We start from the raw sequence: 18,748 nt of genomic DNA, 5'->3' as shown, positions 1-18,748 counted from the left end.
ACAGTAGGATTAATGCCCAATAAATAGCAACACCGCCAATAACGCCAAACCAAGTAAGCCCAGCGCCATAGTCAAAGCTACGCTGTAGAGCGAGCGATAATCGACCGGACCGTCTCGGTCAATCAGATAGCGCACATAGCGTGCGTGCCGCACCGAGGCGCCTACCGCGGCAACCACGCCCAAAAAAATAAAAGCGAGCCCAAGGGCAGCCGTCAGGGATTCATCCGCCGCTGGCGCCAGGCCGAAGGCGCCCATCAGCAAGCCGGCACGCTCTAAAACAAAGCCAAAGCCAATTAACCCCAGCGCCGTTCGGCTCCAGGCCAGCAAGGTGCGTTCGGCGGCGAGTAACACTCGGGGGTCTTGCATATCAATAACCTATAAAAAAACGGCGCAACCAAACGATTGCGCCGCACCTATACACTCATAAGCCACTACTGAGCGCGGGCCGCATCCAAACTCTCGCGCAAAGACTTGGTCCAGCTGCGCAAGTAACGATTGGCGTCGGCCATGTTGGTGGCGCGGTTAGTCCACTCTAGCTGCATGTCATCAAAGTCTTCTTTCTCATCCACAACCCGAGCGATAATCTCACCGCTCGCACTATCGTAGGCCTCGAGAAACAAGGTCATCTCCCCCGATGAGGTGGTATAAGTGCGGGTTATGCCCACATCATTGGTGTCAGGGGCGGTGACATCCAGATCGATAATGCTGGGGCGCACCTCCAGCACCGTCTCACCGCTGGCATCTTCACCGACGATTTTGTAGGCCGGCTCACTCTCTAAGGCCTCTAAAAAGTGCTCATCGCAAGAGCGCGCCAAACGATCGGAGATGACTTGCATATCCTCTTCGGTAATTCGGTCTCGCCCCACGGTGCGACTCATATTTTGGTTGCGCATCCAGTCGGCTCTAAATGCCACAGTACAAGGTTCGAGACGGATAGCCGTATACTGCGATAACGACACCTCGGGCTTTATATACATCTGATCAAGTGATTTTTGCGGCACTAAGTGCAAGCCATCGTGAGACACAGCCGGTGGCGGTGTGGCACAGCCGCCAAGCAGTAGTAAACTAGCGGCGCCGGCAGCCAGCAGCGAATAAACCCTATGTACAGCCATAAAACCTCCATCATCCAGTGGGTATAGACATCGGCAAACAGTGCCGCGTCTCGACGTACGTTAACGGATTAAATGTAGCCCACACCGCCTAAGGCGGCAAGGCCTCATGGCTCGTTAGACAACACTAGCTCAACAATGTATCCACTCGGCGCAGCTGCAATACCACGGCGGCGCCGTCGATCACTTGCGGGCGAAAGTACTCCTCGGCCATAGGGGCAATAGCGCAGTTCGCCGGAAGGGGGCCACGATGTTTAACCAGCTCTTGCATCTGCGGCAAAAACATAAATTGCAGCCACTGGGTAAACGTTAGGGTATCTACCGCAAAGGGCGCGGTACTGGCGAGCGCCTCGGCCGAGGGTGACTCGCTATGCCATAAATTTAGCTCGCGTAACGCCGCCTCTAAGTCAATCAAGATATCGGCGACGGCTATGTGTTTATCACTCATACGGGACGGGCTTACGCTTCTATGTGTCGGGTAAAAGGCGGCAACGAATCTAAAATAGCCTTGCCGTAGCGCTTGGTGACCACGCGCCGGTCCAGCAAAGTAATACGGCCGGTATCACCTTCGGTGCGCAGCAAGCGGCCACAGGCCTGAATCAATTTTAACGAGGCGTCGGGGATAGTAATTTGCATAAAAGGGTTGCCGCCACGCTGCTCGACCCACTCGGCAACAGACGCTTCAATCGGGTCGTCGGGCACCGCAAACGGCAATTTAGCAATTATCACATGGGCACAGTAATCGCCGGGCAAGTCGACCCCTTCGGCAAAGCTTGCCAAGCCAAACAGCACACTGCCCTCGCCTTTATCAACTTTTTTGCGATGGGCCACCAACATTTCTTGCTTAGAGCTTTCGCCTTGCAACAAAATTTTGCTCTGCCAAAGCGCGGGCAGCTCATCGTAAACATCAAGCATTTGCCGGCGGGATGAAAACAACACCAGCGAGCCTTCAGTCGGTTGCAGCAGCTCGGGCAGTTGCTGTACCAACGCGGCGGTGTGGGCGCGACTGTCACCGGCATCAACCGCGTCTTTAGGAACATGCAAAATACCTTTGGCAAAGTCAAACGGGCTGGGCACCACCGCATAGCGGCTGTCATCGGGGGTGCCGGTGCGCATTTGCAGGCGATCAAACTTACCCAGCGCGGTTAAGGTCGCCGAGGTTAGCACCGCACCATAGACGCGATTCCACAAACTAAACTCTAAGGTACGCGCCGCCAAAATGGGACTTGAGCAAACCTCGATATCGTAATTGCCGTTAAAGTCTATCAGCGTTAGCCAGCGCGCTTTGGGAATACTTTTATCGCCATCGCTGCGCGCGTAACTTAACCATAAACCCGCATTGGCCTCAGCACGCGCATGCCAGGCACCGATGATTGGGTAATTGGTTTCCAAGTCAACTTTAGGCACGCGGCAATGGGCATCCTCCATCGCCTCGTTTAACTCGGCGGCAACTTTACCTAACAGGTCGGTTAAACGATCAAAGCTTGAATGCAATTGCTCGGCTTGCGCGACGATATTATCGGGCACCACCCCTCCGACAAACCGGTAGTGGTTGGTTTTCCAATCGCGCGAACTGTCCTCTAACGATTGGATGCGTTCATTCAGCACCGGATACAACATATCCAGCTCACGTTTACACTCAATGAGCTGGCCAGGCAATTGCTCGGCGTAATCATCAACACGACCGGCACCGCTGATCTGCCCGAGGATTGTCCCCAAGCCTTTATTGCATTGCTCCAACCAGCGGCTGGTCGAGAGCATACGGCTGTGGTGGGCGAAGTGATTAAGCGCTTTGTCGGGCAGATGATGCCCCTCGTCAAAGACGTAAATCGTCTCTTCCGGGTCGGGTAAGATCGCGCCACCACCCAGCGCCAAATCAGCCAAGACCATATCGTGATTGGTGACAATACAATCGGCGGTATGCAGCGCATCGCGGGCTTTAAAAAAGCTACAGGCAGACACATTGGAACAGCGCCGACCGGTGCACTGACGGTGATCGGTCGTGACCCGCGCCCAGTCGTTAGGCTCTAACCGGGTCGGCCACGAGTCTCGCTCGCCATCCCATTTATTGCCTGCCAACGCATCCATCATGGACTCGTACAACTTTACCCCTTCGGCATCAACGCTGGGTAATTCGTCCTCGTAGAGTGCCCGGGTCGGATCAACCGCCGATGCAAATTCGCTCATCAAATTGTCGAGCTTAGACAGACACACATAGCGGCCGCGACCTTTGGCCAGGGCAAAACTAAACGATAAGTCCGTGTGGTTGCGCAGCTCGGGTAAGTCTTTGTGCACGATTTGCTCTTGCAACGCGACGGTAGCGGTAGATACCACCAACTTTTTACCCAGCGCTTTGGCAATAATAATGGCGGGCAAAAGGTACGCAATGGTTTTACCGGTACCGGTCCCGGCCTCGACCACGCACACATGGCCCCCGGTGTTGCGCACGCCCTCGGCGTCAGTGCCAATCGCGCCGAGGGTGCGGGCAATCTCGGCAATCATCAGCTTTTGGCCGTGGCGCGGCCCCAGCTCGCGGCTTTGCAAAAACGCCGAGTAGGTTTGCTGGATTTTTTGCTTTAACTCATCGGTTAACATTCGCGTTACTGACCGCCGCCGGTGGCCGCCAACTTATTGCGCACCGGGTTGGCGTACATGGCCTGAACAATATCGCGATAATCCGACGGCACCGCTTGTAAACGCAAATCAAAACTGGCGCGTTCGTCACTGACATTGCTCGGCTCGTAAGACAGGTTTTTGTCCGAGTAAGGCAGTGAGCGGGCCTCTTCGCCCACTTGGTCAAACGCCATACAGTTGCTTGAGTGCAGGACGTAATTACTCCAAATTTGACGATCAATTTCGGCGGTTACCGCATCGGTATCGGCAAAGTCGCCACTGAGCACGTCACCAAACGCAACGTGCACATGACCCTTTTGCCCGGCAATGCCACGGGCAATACTTTGCACATCCTCTTGATCGCCTTTTTGATAAGCGCCCGAGGTACGCTGCTGGTGCAACTCATGGGCTTTTGCCTCATCGCACGGGTCCAACTCATAAGAGATAGACACAGGCACAATCGATAGCTCGCGCACGTAATCGGCATAGTCTTCCGTTTTCGGACGATTGAGCGTCAGCATACCCACCACGGCCGAGTTCGTCAGATCATTGCCGTCTTTAGCACGGCCCTCGCGCTGGGCAATCCAGATATTGGCGTTCTCGGCGGTTAACGAATGGTAAATATAGGCCGAAAGCTTTTTCGCCGCTTTTAACTTCTCCCGTGGCGCCTTGGCCGAGCGATTGACGATAAAGCTCTTATTCAGGCGCATTAAATCCGACACATACTCTTTGGTAAGCAAGTTATCGCCAATGGCAATTCGCAAGGTTTTAAAACCTGCGTGGTACAAGCTCCAATTGACAAACGCCGGGTCCATGGCGATATCACGATGGTTGCTGACAAACAAATAAGCGCGGTTCGGGTCGAGCTTATCCAGCCCCGAGTGGGTGATTTCAGTCGTGGTGCTTTCAATCATATGGCGCATGTACTTCTCGACCACCAGCTGAAACTTATCGACGCTGTCCACCCCCACCAGTTCGCGACGCATAACCCGAGCCACCAGCGGGCGTAAGATGAAGCCTAAAGGCCCGGCCAGGCGCGGAAACTTTAAGCGCATAACCGCATCGGCCAGCTCCCGGTCAGCTAAAATCCGGTCGAGTACCGGGCGAACTTCATCGTCATTGTAAGGGCGGATATCGTCAAAATCAGTCATGGGCAAATATCTAACGGTTAGTCATCATAAAGAAGTCAGTAGAAATCGTTAGTCGCTTGCAAACATCAGCGAACAAGGTAGCCTAAACCGCGATTATCGGTAAGGCTTGGCCCGACTCTACGGCAGGCAAAATTAGCGCATAAAACTTGCACGTAAATAAGGCGCACAACATACCCAAAAGAGGTGCAAAATGCCACTCACAGCGAGTAAAACCTGCCCTTGTGGCTCGGGCAAACGCCCTATGGACTGCTGTAACCCTTTTATATTGCACGGTGGCAACCCGCAAACCGCCGAGCAATTAATGCGCTCGCGCTACAGCGCACACGTTTTGTTAGCGGTAGACTACCTCTGGCACACTTGGAGCCCCTCGGTACGGGGGCACAGCTCACCCGAGGCGATCCGCGAGTGGGCCAGCAGCTGCGAGTGGCTAGGGCTTGAGATCCTCGCCTGTGAGCGCGGTGGTCTTGGGGATGATGAGGGCACGGTAACCTTTTGTGCCCATTACCGGCTGGCGGGGCGGGAGCAGCAACACTTAGAGAAGTCGCTATTTCGGCGTGAAGATGGTGTGTGGCGCTACCTTGATCACGCGCCATAGCCGCTCAAGAAGTGCGTTAAAACAGCCTACTGGCCGATAAATCAACCAAATTCTGTGACACATAATGATGTTTTCGGCGCCAAAAGTCGTTACACTTTATACTTCGGGTGCCACATAGGGCACAAGGGCACTCTGGGTTACTGAATGAAAATTTTGTTGGTTGAAGACAGCGCTACACTGCGCCACGCGATGAGCCAGTACATCACTGAAGCCGGCCACACCCCGCTGGTGGCCGACAGTGGTGAGGCCGCGTTGCAGCTGCTGGAAGATACCCCGGTGGACATGATTATCATGGACGTCGAGATGCCCGGCTTAAACGGTTTTGAAACAACCGCGCTGATTCGCGAGTGGCTCGGCAGCCACTGGATTCCCATCATTTTTGTCACCGGCATGAGTGACGACGAAGATTACCGCCAAGGTATTGAGGCGGGCGGCGATGACTACCTCATCAAACCCGTCAGCAAGATGATCATCAACGCCAAAATCCGCGCGATGGAGCGGATCGCCGATATGCGCGATCAACTCAGCAAGCTCAACAACGAGCTGGAAGAGCTCAGCCAATTAGACAGCCTGACGCAGCTGCTCAACCGCCGCACTTTTAACGAGTACGCGCAAAAGCAATGGCTACTGGCCGGGCGCCAGCTCACCCACACCTGTGTGCTGATGCTTGATGTTGACCACTTTAAGCTCTACAACGACCACTATGGCCACCCCGCTGGGGACCGCTGTTTGGTGCAGGTGGGTAACGCCATAAAAAGCTGCCTAAAACGTCCTTACGATTTACTGGGCCGTTACGGGGGGGAGGAGTTTGTTGTGCTGCTGCCCGACACCGACGTCAGTGGCGCCACACGAGTTGGTGAGTCGATCCGCCGCGCCGTCGCCAATCAGGCGGTACCCCACGAGGCATCGCCCACCAGCGCTCATGTCACTGTGTCGATTGGCGGTGCCAGCTGCTCGCAAACGGCGGGCTACTCGCTAGAAGAGGTGATAAAAGCCGCTGACCGAGCACTGTATCGCGCAAAGCATTCGGGCCGCGATTGCTTTGAGATCGATGAGATGACCGCCCACCGCACCGTCGTGGTGGCGTACCCCGACGCCGAGATCCAGCTGCAAGCCTGCGAAGCACTGCAACCTCACTACAATTTAATCACCGCCGATAACACCGACGAGGCGTTGGAGCTATCGCTGAATATTCGCCCCGATTTAGTGGTACTCAGCCCGGCGATGACGGACGTAAAAGGCCGAACGTTAACCGAGCGATTGGCCCAGGCCGCACGGACTCAGACAACTCCGCTGCTGTTTATACTGAGCGACGACAGTATCTTTGATACCCCGCCCGGCACCTCATCACTATCGCTACCCAGCGAGCGAGCCCGACTGCCCGCCATGGCCGCCCGTCTCATTGACGGCACTTAATCCAGCCCGCTACAAGGTGCGCGCCGAGTTATACCAATTAACGTCGCGCGCGTACTTATCCACCTGATCCACCACATCCAACACCAGTGCAAACAGCGCCATCCGCACCAATACGCCATTGTCGGCTTGACGAAAAATCGCGAGATTGGGGTTGTGATTTAAATCGTTGTCCAGCTCGTTGGCGCCCGCCCTAGAATCGCGCGGCAGCGGGTGCATAATGACGGTATTAGGCTCACAGTACTGGGTGTAAATGGCCTGATTCAACCGGAACCGGCCGCGATACATATCCGCCTCTTCTTTCGTGGCAAAACGCTCCTCCTGAATTCGCGTGGAGTAGGCGATATCGACACTGGAAATACTCTGAGGTAAATCATCCGTGACCACCACAGTGTGCCCGGCCTCGCGCATTTGCTCGACAATCGACTCGGGCATCGCCAGCTCCACCGGCGACACCAGCGTAATATGAATATTCTTGAACAAGCTCAACAACTTACACAAGGAGTGTACTGTGCGACCGTATTTTAAATCGCCAATCAGCGCGATCCGCAACCCATCTATCTCACGCCCCTTGGAGGCCAGCTCTTTGCGAATGGTGTACAAGTCTAGCAGTGCTTGGCTGGGGTGCTCGTTTGCGCCGTCGCCGCCGTTTAACACCGGCACGCGGCTGGCATCGGCAAACTCAGCCACCGACCCCTCTTGTGGGTGGCGCATACAGATCACATCAGAGAAACCCGACAGCACCCGCGCGGTATCGTACAGAGACTCCCCCTTGGTGATAGCCGAGCTTTCAAAACCGGTAGTCTCGCGCACTTCACCACCCAACAAATTAAACGCGCAACCAAAGCTAATGCGGGTGCGGGTACTCGGCTCAAAAAACATATTGCCCAGAATAGCGCCCTCTAACACACGGGTTACCCGACGACGCAGGGCATAGGGCGCCATGGCGTCCGCCACCTCAAATATGCGCTGTATATCGGCGCGATCAAACTGAGCAATAGAGAGAATGTGGGAGCCGGTAAATATCACGTTGAATCCTCAGGGCGGGGCCGCAGGTGGGTGAGAGAAGATTGCCACGGCTATTTTAACGCCCCTCGCGGCGATGGCAAACGACAAAACCAAGAGATTTTGCAAAAAATGATTCACGCGCCTTGAACCGATGTTAAAAAGGCTTTATAAAATCGTCCCGCGGCCGATAATGGTTATACCTTAACTATTATTACATCAGGAATCGACGGGCGTGAGTCCACCGCCCGGCAGCAAGAATAAGGACAAACTGTGCCCGATCATCCCGATACATTGGCAAAATACTGCCCCGCCCAAACGGCGCTCGCGATTGTCGAGAGCCAGGCATTGCGCTGGAGTGCTCCCGCGCTCTTCGCCGATCCGTTTGAGCTGAATCACCGCACCACGCTCGCGTTTGACCCACACTCGCTGCTCGACAGTGTGATTCGCGCCGCCTGCGGGATGATCTTTGCGCGCGATGAGCCCCGAGGTAACTCACCGCTGTCGACGGTGATTCGCCGCTGGCGCGACGAAGAGCGCTTCGCCTCGCCCGAGGAGGCCGAGGAAGCACTGCACGAATTAATGGCGCGGATGGTGGACCAACGCCAGAGCGCCATCGATGAAATGATGAGCGAGTGGCGCCAGTACACCCGCGCACTGCGTATTTGCTCGTTCAGTACCAAAGCCGACAACCTAACCGCTTGGCAATATTACGCCGATTGTCATCGCGGGGCGGTGCTCAAATTTGCCTGTGGCGAGAACACCTCACTCGCGCACCCTAAAGCCGTTAACTACAACCCGATACGGCCCGAGATTTCCAGCTTAAAAGACCAACTTAATGCGGTGTTGCACAACGAGCAGCTGCGCCCACAGGACACCTTTGAAGATAAATTTTTGAGTAAGCCGCCCACCGCCAAAGGCGAAAAAGAGTGGCGCTGCTTTACCGAGGCGGGCGACGAAGACGGTTTGCGAGACAACAACGAACAACATTGGTATATCGACCGGCCGTTTGCACAGGATGAACTTAAATCTGTCTACCTCGGCGCCTTTATGCCGGTATCGGACAAAAAAGCCTTACTCGATGCGGTCAAAAAACATAACCCCGATACCAAAGTATTTCAGGCGTTGCCCGTGGCCGGGAAGTACGAGGTGGAGTTTACCCGCGTATAACGCCATCACCTTGGGCCATTAAAAGCGCCGCCGGGCGCTGTACACGCCAATCAATAACAACAACGCTAAAATCACCGAAGGGCCACTGCCCCAGCGCATAAAAGGCGTCTGGCCATAAGCCGGGTAAACAGTGCCCGCCAGAGTAGTCGCCACAAACTGCCGGGTTTTCGCCACGACGTCTCCGCTGGGGTCGACAATCGCACTCACACCATTGTTGGTACTGCGAATCATATAACGACCGGTTTCCAGTGCGCGCATTCGCGCCATCTGCAAGTGTTGTAGCGGACCGATCGAGTCGGCAAACCAGGCATCGTTACTCACCGTCATTAACACATTGCTGTTGTGGGCACTTTTCGCCACCAGCGATGGATACACCACCTCGTAGCAAATGGTCGGGGCGATGGCAATGCCATTAACCGCCAACCCACTTTGATGATCGGGACCGATGTTAATGTAGGAGGTCGGCAGGTCAAAAAACTCGATAGAACCGCGCAGCCATTGCTCCAGCGGCACATACTCACCAAACGGCACTAAACGACGCTTGTGATAAATACCCAGCGCGTCCCCCAACCCCACCAGTGAGTTGTAATAGCGCCGTTGTTGCTGATCATCGTAGATAATGCCGGTAATCAAGCCGGTATCGGTTTCGCTCGCGCGCCGGCTAACGGTATTTAAAAAATCCAGCGCCCGGTGATAGGTTAACGGCACCGCCGCTTCGGGCCAGATCAACCAGTCGGCGCCCCAGAGCGGCTCGCTTAAGTGTTGCAAGCGCTCAAGGGTCGGCTGGGCGTGGGCTGGATCCCACTTTACCTCTTGGGCAATATTGGGCTGAACCATCGCCACGGAAATGGGGGCATCGTGATTCACGCGCGCCCACTGCACATCTTGCAGCTGCCAGCCGGTAAACCAAATGCCCACCACCATAACAGTGGCGACGATTAAATTGCCCGAGGGCCTAACAAAGAAACACCACCCCGCCACCGTGGCGGCGCTAAAAGTCGCGAGATAGCCAACCCCCATCACCCCCAACAAAGGGGCCCAACCCGACAGCGGGGTATCGATATGTCCGTAACCGGTGTACAACCAAGGAAAGCCCGTCAACAACCAAGAGCGCAACCACTCGCCCAGCAAACAGCAGGCGGGAAACACCATAAGGATACCAAGACGCCCGTAACCTAGAATTTTGTAACTTAAAATAAACGGCGCTGCGTAAATCGCCGCCATCGCCAGCACAAACACAAGGGTAAGCAAGCCCGCCAACAGCATAGACGCACCGCCAAACTGATGGATGGCGACGTAAATCCACGACACTCCCACGCCGTATAAGCCGACGCCAAAACTCCCCGCCACCAAAGCGGCGCGGCGGCGCGTGACTTTAAATAACAACAGGGAGAATATACCCAGACCAACCAGCGCCAGCGGCCACAGGTTGAAAGGCGCCAGCGCCAGTGGCTGTAAAGCACCGGCCACCAGTGCGGCGGCGGCAGCATTGTAGCTGCGCAACCGGTTGAGCCCGCGCCTTACCTGGCCGGTTATAATCGTTTCAGTGCTGATCAAGTGTCAGAGGCGCCAACGGTTAAACGGACTAAATGAATTTGTCGGTTATCGGCGTAGAGCACGCGAAAGGTAAAACCGTCGATCTCGGTAACTTCATTGCGTTTAGGCAAGTGCCCAAACGACTGCATTAAAATACCACCCATGGTATCGAAGTCTTCATCACTTAAGCCGGCATTAAAGTAATCGTTAAAATCATCAATCGGTGTCAGTGCTTTAATCACATAATCGGTATCACTAACACGCTTTATCAGCTCATCGCTAACTTCCTCGTCAGTCTCATCTTCAATATTTCCGACGATTTCTTCAAGAATATCTTCAATGGTAATCAGGCCCGAAATACCACCGTATTCATCAATCACCAGCGCCATGTGATAACGCTGTTCGCGAAACTCGCGCAACAGGACATTGACGCGTTTGCTCTCGGGAACGATGTTGGCCGTGCGGATAATACTATCCAGGCTAAAATCGGTGGTTCCTTCCAGCATCATGCGCAGCAAATCTTTAGCCAGCAAAATACCTTTAATATCGTCGATCGAATCGCCGATCACCGGAAACCGCGAGTGGCCGGACTCGATGATTTTAGGCAGAAATTCTTGCGGAGTATCGTCGAGCTTAACGGCCACAATTTGCGTGCGCGGGATCATAATTTCGCGCGCTTGCAGGCTGGATACGTCCAGTGCGCCCTCAATAATGTTAAGCGCCTCTTGATCCAACAATTTATTCTCGGCCGCGTCTTTAATGATTTCGAGCAAATCATCGCGCGACTTGGGCTCAGTAGAAAACGAATGTAGTAATCGTTCTAACCAAGAGCGCTCTTGCGTGCGTGTAACGCTGCTACTCGATGGGTCGTCCGTCATGGCACTGTTGATTCCTGTGTGGGCGATATAGATTTTGGGGTGGGCGACTGAGAGTTACCCTGACTGATTTCGGTGTAGGGCGCCGCAAAACCAAGGGTTGTCACAATGTCGGTTTCCAGCGCCTCCATAGCCTCGGCCTCTTGATCGTCCAGGTGATCGTAACCTAGCAAATGCAAGGTGCCGTGCACAAGCATATGGGCCCAATGGGCGTTGGCGGCCTTACCCTGCTCGGCCGCTTCGCGCGCGACGACCTCCGCGCATACAACCAAGTCGCCCAGTAAAGGCAGACCCAGTTCGGCAGGTAAGTCGGCGGGAAAGGACAAGACGTTGGTGGGGTAATTTTTACCGCGATAGCGGTGATTGAGATCGGCACTGGTGGCCGCATCGACGATACAAACACTGACTTCGGCTACCTCGCGCTCATCGCGCAAAGCAGCCGTAACCCATCGGTGTACCTCGTCTTCGCCGGGGACGGCCTCAGCGTCGACTTGTATATCGACATCTACCTGAACGCTGCTCATCTGATTAGCGCCTATCATCCGACGGGTTGGCTTGCTCATAGACATCGTACGCCTGCACGATTCTTTGCACTAATGGGTGACGCACCACGTCTTTAGCACCAAAGTGAGTGAAGCTAATGCCCTCTACGCCGTCTAACACCTCGATAACATGCTTCAGGCCAGATTTTTGCCCGCGCGGCAAATCGATCTGCGACGGATCGCCGGTAATCACCGCTGTCGAGCCAAACCCAAGACGGGTCAAAAACATCTTCATTTGTTCGCAGGTGGTATTTTGGCTTTCGTCCAAAATCACAAACGAGTTGTTCAGTGTGCGACCGCGCATATACGCGAGCGGCGCCACTTCAATAACACCGCGCTCCAACAACTTGCCTACGGTTTCAAAGCCGAGCATTTCAAACAGCGCATCGTACAAGGGGCGCAAGTAAGGATCGACCTTTTGCGCCAAGTCGCCTGGTAAAAAGCCGAGTTTTTCGCCGGCCTCGACCGCCGGACGCACCAACAAAATGCGTTCGACATCGTCACGCAGCAGTGACTCGACCGCGCACGCTACCGCCAAATAGGTTTTACCGGTGCCAGCTGGGCCCACGCCAAAGTTAATATCGTGGGTTTGCACGGCACGCACATAGCGCTGCTGGTTGGCGCCACGAGGTTTGATAGTGGCTTTTTTGGTGCGGATCAGCACGGTGCCAGCCGGAACTGGCTGACCGTCGTCCTCTTCGTCGACTAACGTATCGGACAAACTTTGTTCTTGCATAAGTTCCTCTATGCCCGCGCTTTGCAGGGCGAGGTGAATTTCATCGGGGGTGAGCTCACCGTTGTCAGTCTCGCGGTACAGCTGGCGCAGTACCGCTGCGGCAGCCGCCGTGACACCGCGATCACCCACCAGTGCAAACTGGTTGCCACGATTGCGAATGTCGATATCAAGACGATTTTCGATCTGACGCAGATGTTGATCAAACTGACCACACAGGCTGGCGAGACGACGGTTATCGTTGGGCTCCAAGGTGACCTCACAGGTAACCTGAGAGGAATCGGGGATGACGTGTTTATTCAAGGATGTGTCAGCACTCTTCTCGCGTTCATTAAACAAAGCGTAAACCATTCGCGCCGCCGAGGGAAGGCAAGTAACCGGTCATTTGCTTATTAGCAAAGTCAGTTAAAAAGCTGCCGGTTATACCTACCGCGGCGACCGCGCAATTGCCCGACTACTCATCCAGCTCAGAGCTGATAAGGGTACCCAACAGCGAGTTGGGCAGCGCGACGTCGATGCGAATATCGGCAAACTTACCAATCAGCGCCGGGTTATCGGCGCGAAAATTCACCACGCGGTTGTTTTCTGTGCGGCCCGACAACTGACCGGGATCTTTTTTACTGTAACCACTGACCAACACTCGCTCGGTATTACCCACCATATGGCGGCTAATCTGCTGAGATTGCTGGGTGATACGATCCTGTAGAATTTTCAGGCGCTGCTTTTTGGTCTCCATCGGGGTGTCATCGGTCAAATCAGCCGCTGGGGTGCCGGGCCGCGCACTATAAATAAAGCTAAAAGACATATCAAAACCAATGTCGGCAATCAGCTTCATGGTTTTTTCAAAGTCGTCTTCGGTCTCACCGGGAAAACCGATAATAAAGTCAGACGAAAAGCTGATGTTAGGCCGATGCGCACGTATACGACGCATTTTAGATTTGTACTCGAGCGCCGTGTGGCCGCGCTTCATTGCCATCAAGATGCGATCGGAACCGCTTTGCACCGGCAAGTGCAAATGACTCACCAGCTCGGGCACTTCGGCGTAAACGTCAATCAGTGAGTCTGAGAACTCCACCGGATGCGAGGTGGTAAAACGAATGCGGTCAATGCCATCCACCGCTGCCACATAAGTGATCAATTCGGCCAAATCGACAATGCCGTCGTCAGACTCGCCGCGATAGGCGTTAACGTTTTGCCCCAGCAGGTTAATTTCCCGCACACCTTGGCCGGCCAGGTGAACCACCTCGGCCATCACGTCGGCCATTGGCCGGCTGACCTCTTCACCGCGTGTGTAAGGCACCACGCAAAAGGTGCAGTACTTTGAGCAGCCTTCCATAATCGAGACAAACGCGCTCACGCCATCGGCATCGGGCTGCGGCAAGCGGTCGAACTTTTCAATCTCGGGAAAGCTGATATCCACCACCACAGCGCCGTTGTCACGGGGTTGCTCGATCATCTCGGGCAAGCGGTGCAAGGTTTGCGGGCCAAAAATCAAATCGACAAACGGCGCGCGCTCGGCGATGGCCGCACCCTCTTGGCTCGCCACACAGCCGCCCACACCGATAATCATATCGGGGTTCTTCTCTTTAAGCTGCTTCCAGCGGCCCAGCTGATGAAACAGCTTGTCGGCGGCTTTCTCGCGAATCGAGCAGGTGTTGATCAGCAGGACGTCGGCCTCTTCCGGGTTCTCGGTCGCCACCATCTGGTGGGAATCACCCAGTAAGTCGCGCATACGCGATGAATCATACTCATTCATCTGGCAGCCGTGGGTCTTGATATAGAGCTTTTTAACCGGTGTCTCGGTTGCTGACATTCGCTGAAAACCTTTGCGGGACGATAAATTTGGGAGCGCATTATAGCCATCTCACCTCGCAATTCACAGAGCTTAACAGCAAAAAGCGGCTATTTTTTGTGCAATTTTGTTGGCATTTAGCCAGAATATGCTATTCTTCGCGCCCCCGGTAACCGCCGGAATCGCAGCAACGTCACACCATCGAGGCACTATGATCGGCAAACCCATCTACAAGGTCATCTTCCACAACCAAGATCAAATTTTTGAGGTCTTTGCACGCGCCATTTATCAAAGCGACATGTACGGCTTTATTGAGGTAGAAGAGTTTGTCTTTGGCGAGCGCAGCCAATTACTGGTAGATCCGGGTGAAGAAAAGCTAAAAGGCGAATTTGCCGGCGTTAAGCGCTCGTATATCCCTATGCACTCTATTATTCGTATCGACGAAGTCGAAAAAGAAGGTGAGGCCAAAGTGCGCGAGTCCAAAGGCGCTACCGTGACACCTTTCCCTTACGGCGGCATGATACCCAGCGGCGACTAACCCAAGTCCTTGGTCGAGCTCCAACACCGCCGCTAAGGGGCCAAAACACCCGCCACCTTTTGCAGGCGCGCTTGGCGGCACCTTCTTTGTACCGCGATTTACTCGCCACCCCCTTTAGCTTACGCTTAACGCACAACCTTGGCGCGGCCGTCAGTCGCCCATAACGCATCATTAGGGGCGCTCAATGGATTATGATATTGCAATAATAGGTGCTGGTATCAGCGGCGCTGGCGTGGCGCAAGCGGCGGCGGCCGCCGGTTACAAAGTTTTGCTACTTGAGCAAACGGCCATCGCTTGCGCTACCTCGCGCAGCTCTAGCAAGCTGATCCACGGCGGCTTACGCTACTTAGAGAGTGCGCAGTTCTCACTGGTGCGAGAATCTCTGCAAGAGCGCGCGTTACTTTTAAAATTGGCACCCGATCTGGTCAAGCTGGCACCACTGCATATACCTGTGTATCGCGACTCGCAGCGCTCGCCCTTGACGATCATGGCAGGCCTAAGCCTGTACCGACTGCTCAGCGGTTTTGATCAGACCACACAGTTCTCGCGCCTTCACAAAAGCCAGTGGCCCGAGCTTGACGGTATCAAACCCGACGGTCTAAAAGCCGTGTTCCGCTACCAAGAGGCGCAAACCGATGACCGCGCGCTCACCGCAGCAGTGGTGCAGTCGGCCCAGCAATTGGGGGCAGAGCTCGCCATGCCTGCCACGTTTGTGAGCGCCGAAACAGCACCTGAGCACTGCGACCTACGTTATCTGCTAAATGGTCGCGAACAGCAAGCGCGGGTAGCAATGCTGGTCAACTGCGCAGGCCCCTGGGCAAGCGAGGTTAACCGGCTAATCACCCCCACCCCCACATTGCCCGAGGTGGAGCTAATTCAGGGGGCCCACTTACTATTGCCACCAGTCTTGCAGCACCACTACTATCTGGAATCGCCCAGCGATGGCCGCGCCGTGTTTGCCCTGCCCTGGCAAGGTAAATTGCTAGTCGGCACCACCGAAACACCTCACACTGGCGACCCGGCCGAGGCCCACTGTCATCCCAGTGAAATGCACTACCTGCTAAATGTTCTGAAACACTACTTTCCCGAGCAGCACCTACTGCCCAGCAGCGCCGAGAGTTTTGCTGGTTTGCGGGTGCTGCCACGCACCACCGGCCAAGCTTTTGGTCGCAGCCGTGAATCCATTATGGAGCTGGGGCCTGAGCCACATAATCGTGTGTTCACTCTAATGGGCGGCAAACTGACAACCTACCGCGCGACCGCCGAGCAAGTGCTCAAGCAAATAGCGCCGCGACTCCCAACACGCACACGACAAGCAAACACCCGAGATCTTGCGCTAACGCCAATCCATTAACAGGCAATAAAACAGCGCGAGCCATAGATACCAACAAGGCCCTCTGCGTATCCGCGCGCAAAGTGTGTCCGGGTGCCAGACAGACGTGACGCATTGCGGTATGATTGGCTCGCAAATGCCGCCGTACCGGTTAACGGGCGCGCAGCCTGAGACCATAAAAATAAATTTTCAATAACGCAGAATATCAACAACGGTTTAAGTTTCTGTTATGCGCTCATTCGTCAAACACCACCTTAATCGCCTTTATTTATTGCTGCTGCTGATCGTATCGGGAGCGGTTTACCTCACGGGTTACGGTCAGCCGAACGCACTTTTTTGGGATGAGAATTACCATATTTCCTCCGCCGAGAAGTACATCGAGGGCGTCATGTACATGGAGCCCCACCCACCGCTAGGCAAATTGCTGATGGCCGCCAGCGAGAAACTGTTGGGGGCTAACGCGGATAAAGACAAAACGAAATTCACCCGCACCGATTACGTCCGCGATAACCATATGCCTGACGGCGGCATCAGCTACTACGGCTTTCGCCTCCCCTCTACGGTATTGATGGCGCTATCGGTACTGTTTATGTTTGGTATTATTCGGCGCACCACCCACAACTCTCATGTAGCGTTAGCCTTTTGCGGCTTTTTGATTTTTGATAATGCGCTGGTGATACACGCCCGCTCAGCGATGCTCGAAGGCATCCAGCTATTTTTTATTCTAGCCGCGATTTATTACGCGGTGCGTATTGTAACGTTAGAAAAGGGTCCCAAGCTTACGCAATACGCGCTACTGGGGGTTTTGATTGGTCTGGCGGTGGCGGTTAAAGTTAACGCCCTAGTATTGTTGCTATTGTTTGTATTGGTTTACGGCGTCGACCAATGGCAAGCCATTAAAGCCTTTGATCTTGTCGCCTTGCTCAAACGTTTAGCCACCACCGTACCCGCCGGGGTAATACCGCTCGCACTGACATTTTTGGCGATTTTTTACATTCACATCGGCTTGGGCCAAAAAATACCGCCCCACAAAAATTACAGTGCCAGCAGTGAATATCAGGCACAGATAAAAGCGGGCAACACATGGGCCCCAAGTACGTTCGTCATCGCCATGCAGGACAATCTTAAATATATGTCAAACTACGCCGATGGCGTACCGAGGCTGGATGTGTGTAAAGATGGTGAAAACGGCAGTGCTGCCATCGGCTGGCCTCTGGCCACCAAAACCATCAATTACCGCTGGTCAAAACGCACCCTCGATGGCACAACCTATGTTCGCTATCACAACCTAGTAGCCAACCCTGTGGTGTGGTTTAGCGTGCTGGTCGGTGTCATTTTGTCTATCGGTCTAGTAATTAGCCGTTTTATTTACAATAACCCCGTCAAAGACAACGCCCTGTTTTATTGGATTTGTACGTTTTCCGGTTTATACGTCAGCTACATGATCGCTATTTTGCAGATCGAGCGGGTGATGTACATGTACCACTATTTAGTACCGCTGCTGTTTGGCATTATTAATTTGGCGTTGGTGTTTAGTTATATCTTCCGCGAACAACTGATGGCATCAAGTCGCCACACCTATATTAATCTAACCGTGCTGGTCGCATTTGTGGTGGGTGTGTTCTTTGTATTTGCCCCTTTTACCTACAGTTGGGAGCTAACCGAAGCTCAGTTTGAAATAAGAAACTGGTTTGCTTACTGGAAGTTACAGGTGGTGCGCTAATGCTTAAGAATACGGTTTTCTCTGTGGCGCTCGCATTGCTTATAGCTCTCACGGTCAACAAGCTCATTCCGCCATCTGTTGACCCAGTATTGACGATGGTACTGAGCAAAAGTAACGGCCAAATCAACCGGATTGATCAGGCGCGTCACATATCCGATACCCGCACCCACTTGATTGACCGCGTCGAGTTCAATGCCGACAACCACTTTAAACACCCAACCCTAGGTATCTTAGGCTGGAGTGAGTACTTCTATGCCGATATTAACACCCAGTTTAAGGTGACAAAGGCATCCCGCTATCGCTTTGAAGTCGGCAGCGATGACGGTTATCAACTGGAAATCGATGGCAACATCATCTGCGAGCACAAGCGCGACCGCCCGTTTCAGCGCAACACCTGCATGCAACCGCTTAACGCTGGCAAGCATCAGTTAACCCTGCGCTACTTTCAGGGTTACGGTAATGCCGGGCTAACCTTCAAAGCCGCGCCGGAGGGCGTCAGCAAACTGAGGTTTTGGGGCGAGGACATTAAAGGTATTAGCTATCACCCACCAACAAAGTAACAAGGGGTAAATATTTTTAACAAATTACAGCTGGTACAAGGCCGACCCTCTGATTACCTT

18 protein-coding genes are annotated in these 18,748 nt (G+C 54.1%); 7 read left to right on the top strand and 11 right to left on the bottom strand.

Annotation, left to right across the window (positions count from 1 at the left end; all coding sequences use genetic code 11):
* Window positions 1-9: 9 nt before the first annotated feature.
* From ACGHAD_RS04230 to ACGHAD_RS04210, 5 genes are all read right to left on the bottom strand, one after another.
* The gene (locus ACGHAD_RS04230; RefSeq protein WP_339616522.1) at window positions 10-366 is read right to left on the bottom strand and encodes a DUF202 domain-containing protein; all 357 of its coding nucleotides are present in this window, start codon (window positions 364-366) and stop codon (window positions 10-12) included.
* Between the two features lie 65 nt (window positions 367-431).
* Complete coding sequence (locus tag ACGHAD_RS04225) at window positions 432-1,112, bottom strand: DUF3313 family protein (protein WP_339616521.1); 681 nt, start codon at window positions 1,110-1,112, stop codon at window positions 432-434.
* 124 nt (window positions 1,113-1,236) lie between these two features.
* A complete protein-coding gene (locus tag ACGHAD_RS04220; RefSeq protein ID WP_382413613.1) occupies window positions 1,237-1,557 on the bottom strand; it encodes a YqcC family protein in 321 nt (106 codons plus the stop codon).
* An 11-nt stretch (window positions 1,558-1,568) separates the two neighbouring features.
* Window positions 1,569-3,704, bottom strand: a complete 2,136-nt coding sequence (gene dinG, locus ACGHAD_RS04215) for an ATP-dependent DNA helicase DinG (RefSeq protein WP_382413615.1) — start codon at window positions 3,702-3,704, stop codon at window positions 1,569-1,571.
* A gap of 5 nt (window positions 3,705-3,709) precedes the next feature.
* On the bottom strand, window positions 3,710-4,873 hold the full coding sequence (locus tag ACGHAD_RS04210) for a 1-acyl-sn-glycerol-3-phosphate acyltransferase (protein ID WP_382413617.1): 1,164 nt from the start codon (window positions 4,871-4,873) through the stop codon (window positions 3,710-3,712).
* 190 nt (window positions 4,874-5,063) lie between these two features.
* Here ACGHAD_RS04210 and ACGHAD_RS04205 point away from each other — a divergent pair, with 190 nt between their 5' ends.
* Window positions 5,064-5,468, top strand: coding sequence for a YchJ family protein (locus ACGHAD_RS04205; RefSeq protein WP_382413619.1), 405 nt, complete (start codon window positions 5,064-5,066; stop codon window positions 5,466-5,468).
* Between the two features lie 144 nt (window positions 5,469-5,612).
* On the top strand, window positions 5,613-6,884 hold the full coding sequence (locus ACGHAD_RS04200) for a diguanylate cyclase domain-containing protein (protein WP_339616516.1): 1,272 nt from the start codon (window positions 5,613-5,615) through the stop codon (window positions 6,882-6,884).
* 9 nt (window positions 6,885-6,893) lie between these two features.
* Here the strand turns inward: ACGHAD_RS04200 and ACGHAD_RS04195 are convergent, their stop codons facing one another.
* Complete coding sequence (locus ACGHAD_RS04195) at window positions 6,894-7,910, bottom strand: aspartate carbamoyltransferase (protein ID WP_339616515.1); 1,017 nt, start codon at window positions 7,908-7,910, stop codon at window positions 6,894-6,896.
* A gap of 249 nt (window positions 7,911-8,159) precedes the next feature.
* Here ACGHAD_RS04195 and ACGHAD_RS04190 point away from each other — a divergent pair, with 249 nt between their 5' ends.
* On the top strand, window positions 8,160-9,056 hold the full coding sequence (locus ACGHAD_RS04190) for a DUF2971 domain-containing protein (protein WP_382413622.1): 897 nt from the start codon (window positions 8,160-8,162) through the stop codon (window positions 9,054-9,056).
* Between the two features lie 18 nt (window positions 9,057-9,074).
* On the opposite strand, the gene lnt is transcribed toward ACGHAD_RS04190, so the two are convergent.
* The 5 genes from lnt to miaB all read right to left on the bottom strand — a co-directional run bounded on the left by lnt (window position 9,075) and on the right by miaB (window position 14,555).
* Window positions 9,075-10,613 (bottom strand): apolipoprotein N-acyltransferase, encoded by a 1,539-nt coding sequence (lnt, locus tag ACGHAD_RS04185; protein ID WP_382413624.1) that lies wholly within the window; start codon window positions 10,611-10,613, stop codon window positions 9,075-9,077.
* Window positions 10,610-11,470: a transporter associated domain-containing protein gene (locus ACGHAD_RS04180; protein ID WP_339616511.1), complete on the bottom strand. Its 861-nt coding sequence runs from the start codon at window positions 11,468-11,470 to the stop codon at window positions 10,610-10,612. Before ACGHAD_RS04180 ends, lnt begins: the two co-directional genes overlap by 4 nt.
* A complete protein-coding gene (gene ybeY / locus ACGHAD_RS04175) occupies window positions 11,467-12,030 on the bottom strand; it encodes an rRNA maturation RNase YbeY (protein WP_382413627.1) in 564 nt (187 codons plus the stop codon). The genes ACGHAD_RS04180 and ybeY overlap by 4 nt, the downstream gene beginning before the upstream one ends.
* Entirely contained in the window at window positions 11,996-13,093 is a 1,098-nt protein-coding gene (locus ACGHAD_RS04170; protein ID WP_382413631.1) for a PhoH family protein, read from the bottom strand. Before ACGHAD_RS04170 ends, ybeY begins: the two co-directional genes overlap by 35 nt.
* Before the next feature lie 103 nt (window positions 13,094-13,196).
* On the bottom strand, window positions 13,197-14,555 hold the full coding sequence (miaB, locus tag ACGHAD_RS04165; protein ID WP_339616509.1) for a tRNA (N6-isopentenyl adenosine(37)-C2)-methylthiotransferase MiaB: 1,359 nt from the start codon (window positions 14,553-14,555) through the stop codon (window positions 13,197-13,199).
* Window positions 14,556-14,745: 190 nt separating this feature from the next.
* Here miaB and ACGHAD_RS04160 point away from each other — a divergent pair, with 190 nt between their 5' ends.
* From ACGHAD_RS04160 to ACGHAD_RS04145, 4 genes are all read left to right on the top strand, one after another.
* Window positions 14,746-15,072: a DUF1820 family protein gene (locus ACGHAD_RS04160; protein WP_339616508.1), complete on the top strand. Its 327-nt coding sequence runs from the start codon at window positions 14,746-14,748 to the stop codon at window positions 15,070-15,072.
* A 184-nt stretch (window positions 15,073-15,256) separates the two neighbouring features.
* Window positions 15,257-16,426 (top strand): glycerol-3-phosphate dehydrogenase/oxidase, encoded by a 1,170-nt coding sequence (locus ACGHAD_RS04155; protein WP_382413635.1) that lies wholly within the window; start codon window positions 15,257-15,259, stop codon window positions 16,424-16,426.
* A gap of 208 nt (window positions 16,427-16,634) precedes the next feature.
* Window positions 16,635-18,128 (top strand): phospholipid carrier-dependent glycosyltransferase, encoded by a 1,494-nt coding sequence (locus ACGHAD_RS04150; RefSeq protein WP_382413638.1) that lies wholly within the window; start codon window positions 16,635-16,637, stop codon window positions 18,126-18,128.
* Window positions 18,128-18,688, top strand: a complete 561-nt coding sequence (locus tag ACGHAD_RS04145) for a PA14 domain-containing protein (RefSeq protein WP_382413641.1) — start codon at window positions 18,128-18,130, stop codon at window positions 18,686-18,688. Before ACGHAD_RS04150 ends, ACGHAD_RS04145 begins: the two co-directional genes overlap by 1 nt.
* Window positions 18,689-18,748: the final 60 nt, after the last annotated feature.

This window comes from Gilvimarinus japonicus (genome assembly GCF_042847215.1).
GTDB lineage: Bacteria > Pseudomonadota > Gammaproteobacteria > Pseudomonadales > Cellvibrionaceae > Gilvimarinus > Gilvimarinus japonicus.
The sequence above is the reverse complement of the archived record's forward strand: the minus strand, read 5'-3'. Positions and strand labels throughout refer to the sequence as shown.

Coding starts and splice junctions, on each gene's coding strand:
- ACGHAD_RS04205 (WP_382413619.1), top strand. CDS start 5,064: ATGCCACTCACAGCGAGTAAAACCTGCCCTTGTGGCTCGGGCAAACGC.
- ACGHAD_RS04160 (WP_339616508.1), top strand. CDS start 14,746: ATGATCGGCAAACCCATCTACAAGGTCATCTTCCACAACCAAGATCAA.
- ACGHAD_RS04210 (WP_382413617.1), bottom strand. CDS start 4,873: ATGACTGATTTTGACGATATCCGCCCTTACAATGACGATGAAGTTCGC.
- ACGHAD_RS04145 (WP_382413641.1), top strand. CDS start 18,128: ATGCTTAAGAATACGGTTTTCTCTGTGGCGCTCGCATTGCTTATAGCT.
- ybeY (WP_382413627.1), bottom strand. CDS start 12,030: ATGAGCAAGCCAACCCGTCGGATGATAGGCGCTAATCAGATGAGCAGC.
- ACGHAD_RS04180 (WP_339616511.1), bottom strand. CDS start 11,470: ATGACGGACGACCCATCGAGTAGCAGCGTTACACGCACGCAAGAGCGC.
- ACGHAD_RS04230 (WP_339616522.1), bottom strand. CDS start 366: ATGCAAGACCCCCGAGTGTTACTCGCCGCCGAACGCACCTTGCTGGCC.
- ACGHAD_RS04150 (WP_382413638.1), top strand. CDS start 16,635: ATGCGCTCATTCGTCAAACACCACCTTAATCGCCTTTATTTATTGCTG.
- ACGHAD_RS04170 (WP_382413631.1), bottom strand. CDS start 13,093: ATGGTTTACGCTTTGTTTAATGAACGCGAGAAGAGTGCTGACACATCC.
- ACGHAD_RS04220 (WP_382413613.1), bottom strand. CDS start 1,557: ATGAGTGATAAACACATAGCCGTCGCCGATATCTTGATTGACTTAGAG.
- ACGHAD_RS04200 (WP_339616516.1), top strand. CDS start 5,613: ATGAAAATTTTGTTGGTTGAAGACAGCGCTACACTGCGCCACGCGATG.
- ACGHAD_RS04155 (WP_382413635.1), top strand. CDS start 15,257: ATGGATTATGATATTGCAATAATAGGTGCTGGTATCAGCGGCGCTGGC.
- miaB (WP_339616509.1), bottom strand. CDS start 14,555: ATGTCAGCAACCGAGACACCGGTTAAAAAGCTCTATATCAAGACCCAC.
- ACGHAD_RS04225 (WP_339616521.1), bottom strand. CDS start 1,112: ATGGCTGTACATAGGGTTTATTCGCTGCTGGCTGCCGGCGCCGCTAGT.
- dinG (WP_382413615.1), bottom strand. CDS start 3,704: ATGTTAACCGATGAGTTAAAGCAAAAAATCCAGCAAACCTACTCGGCG.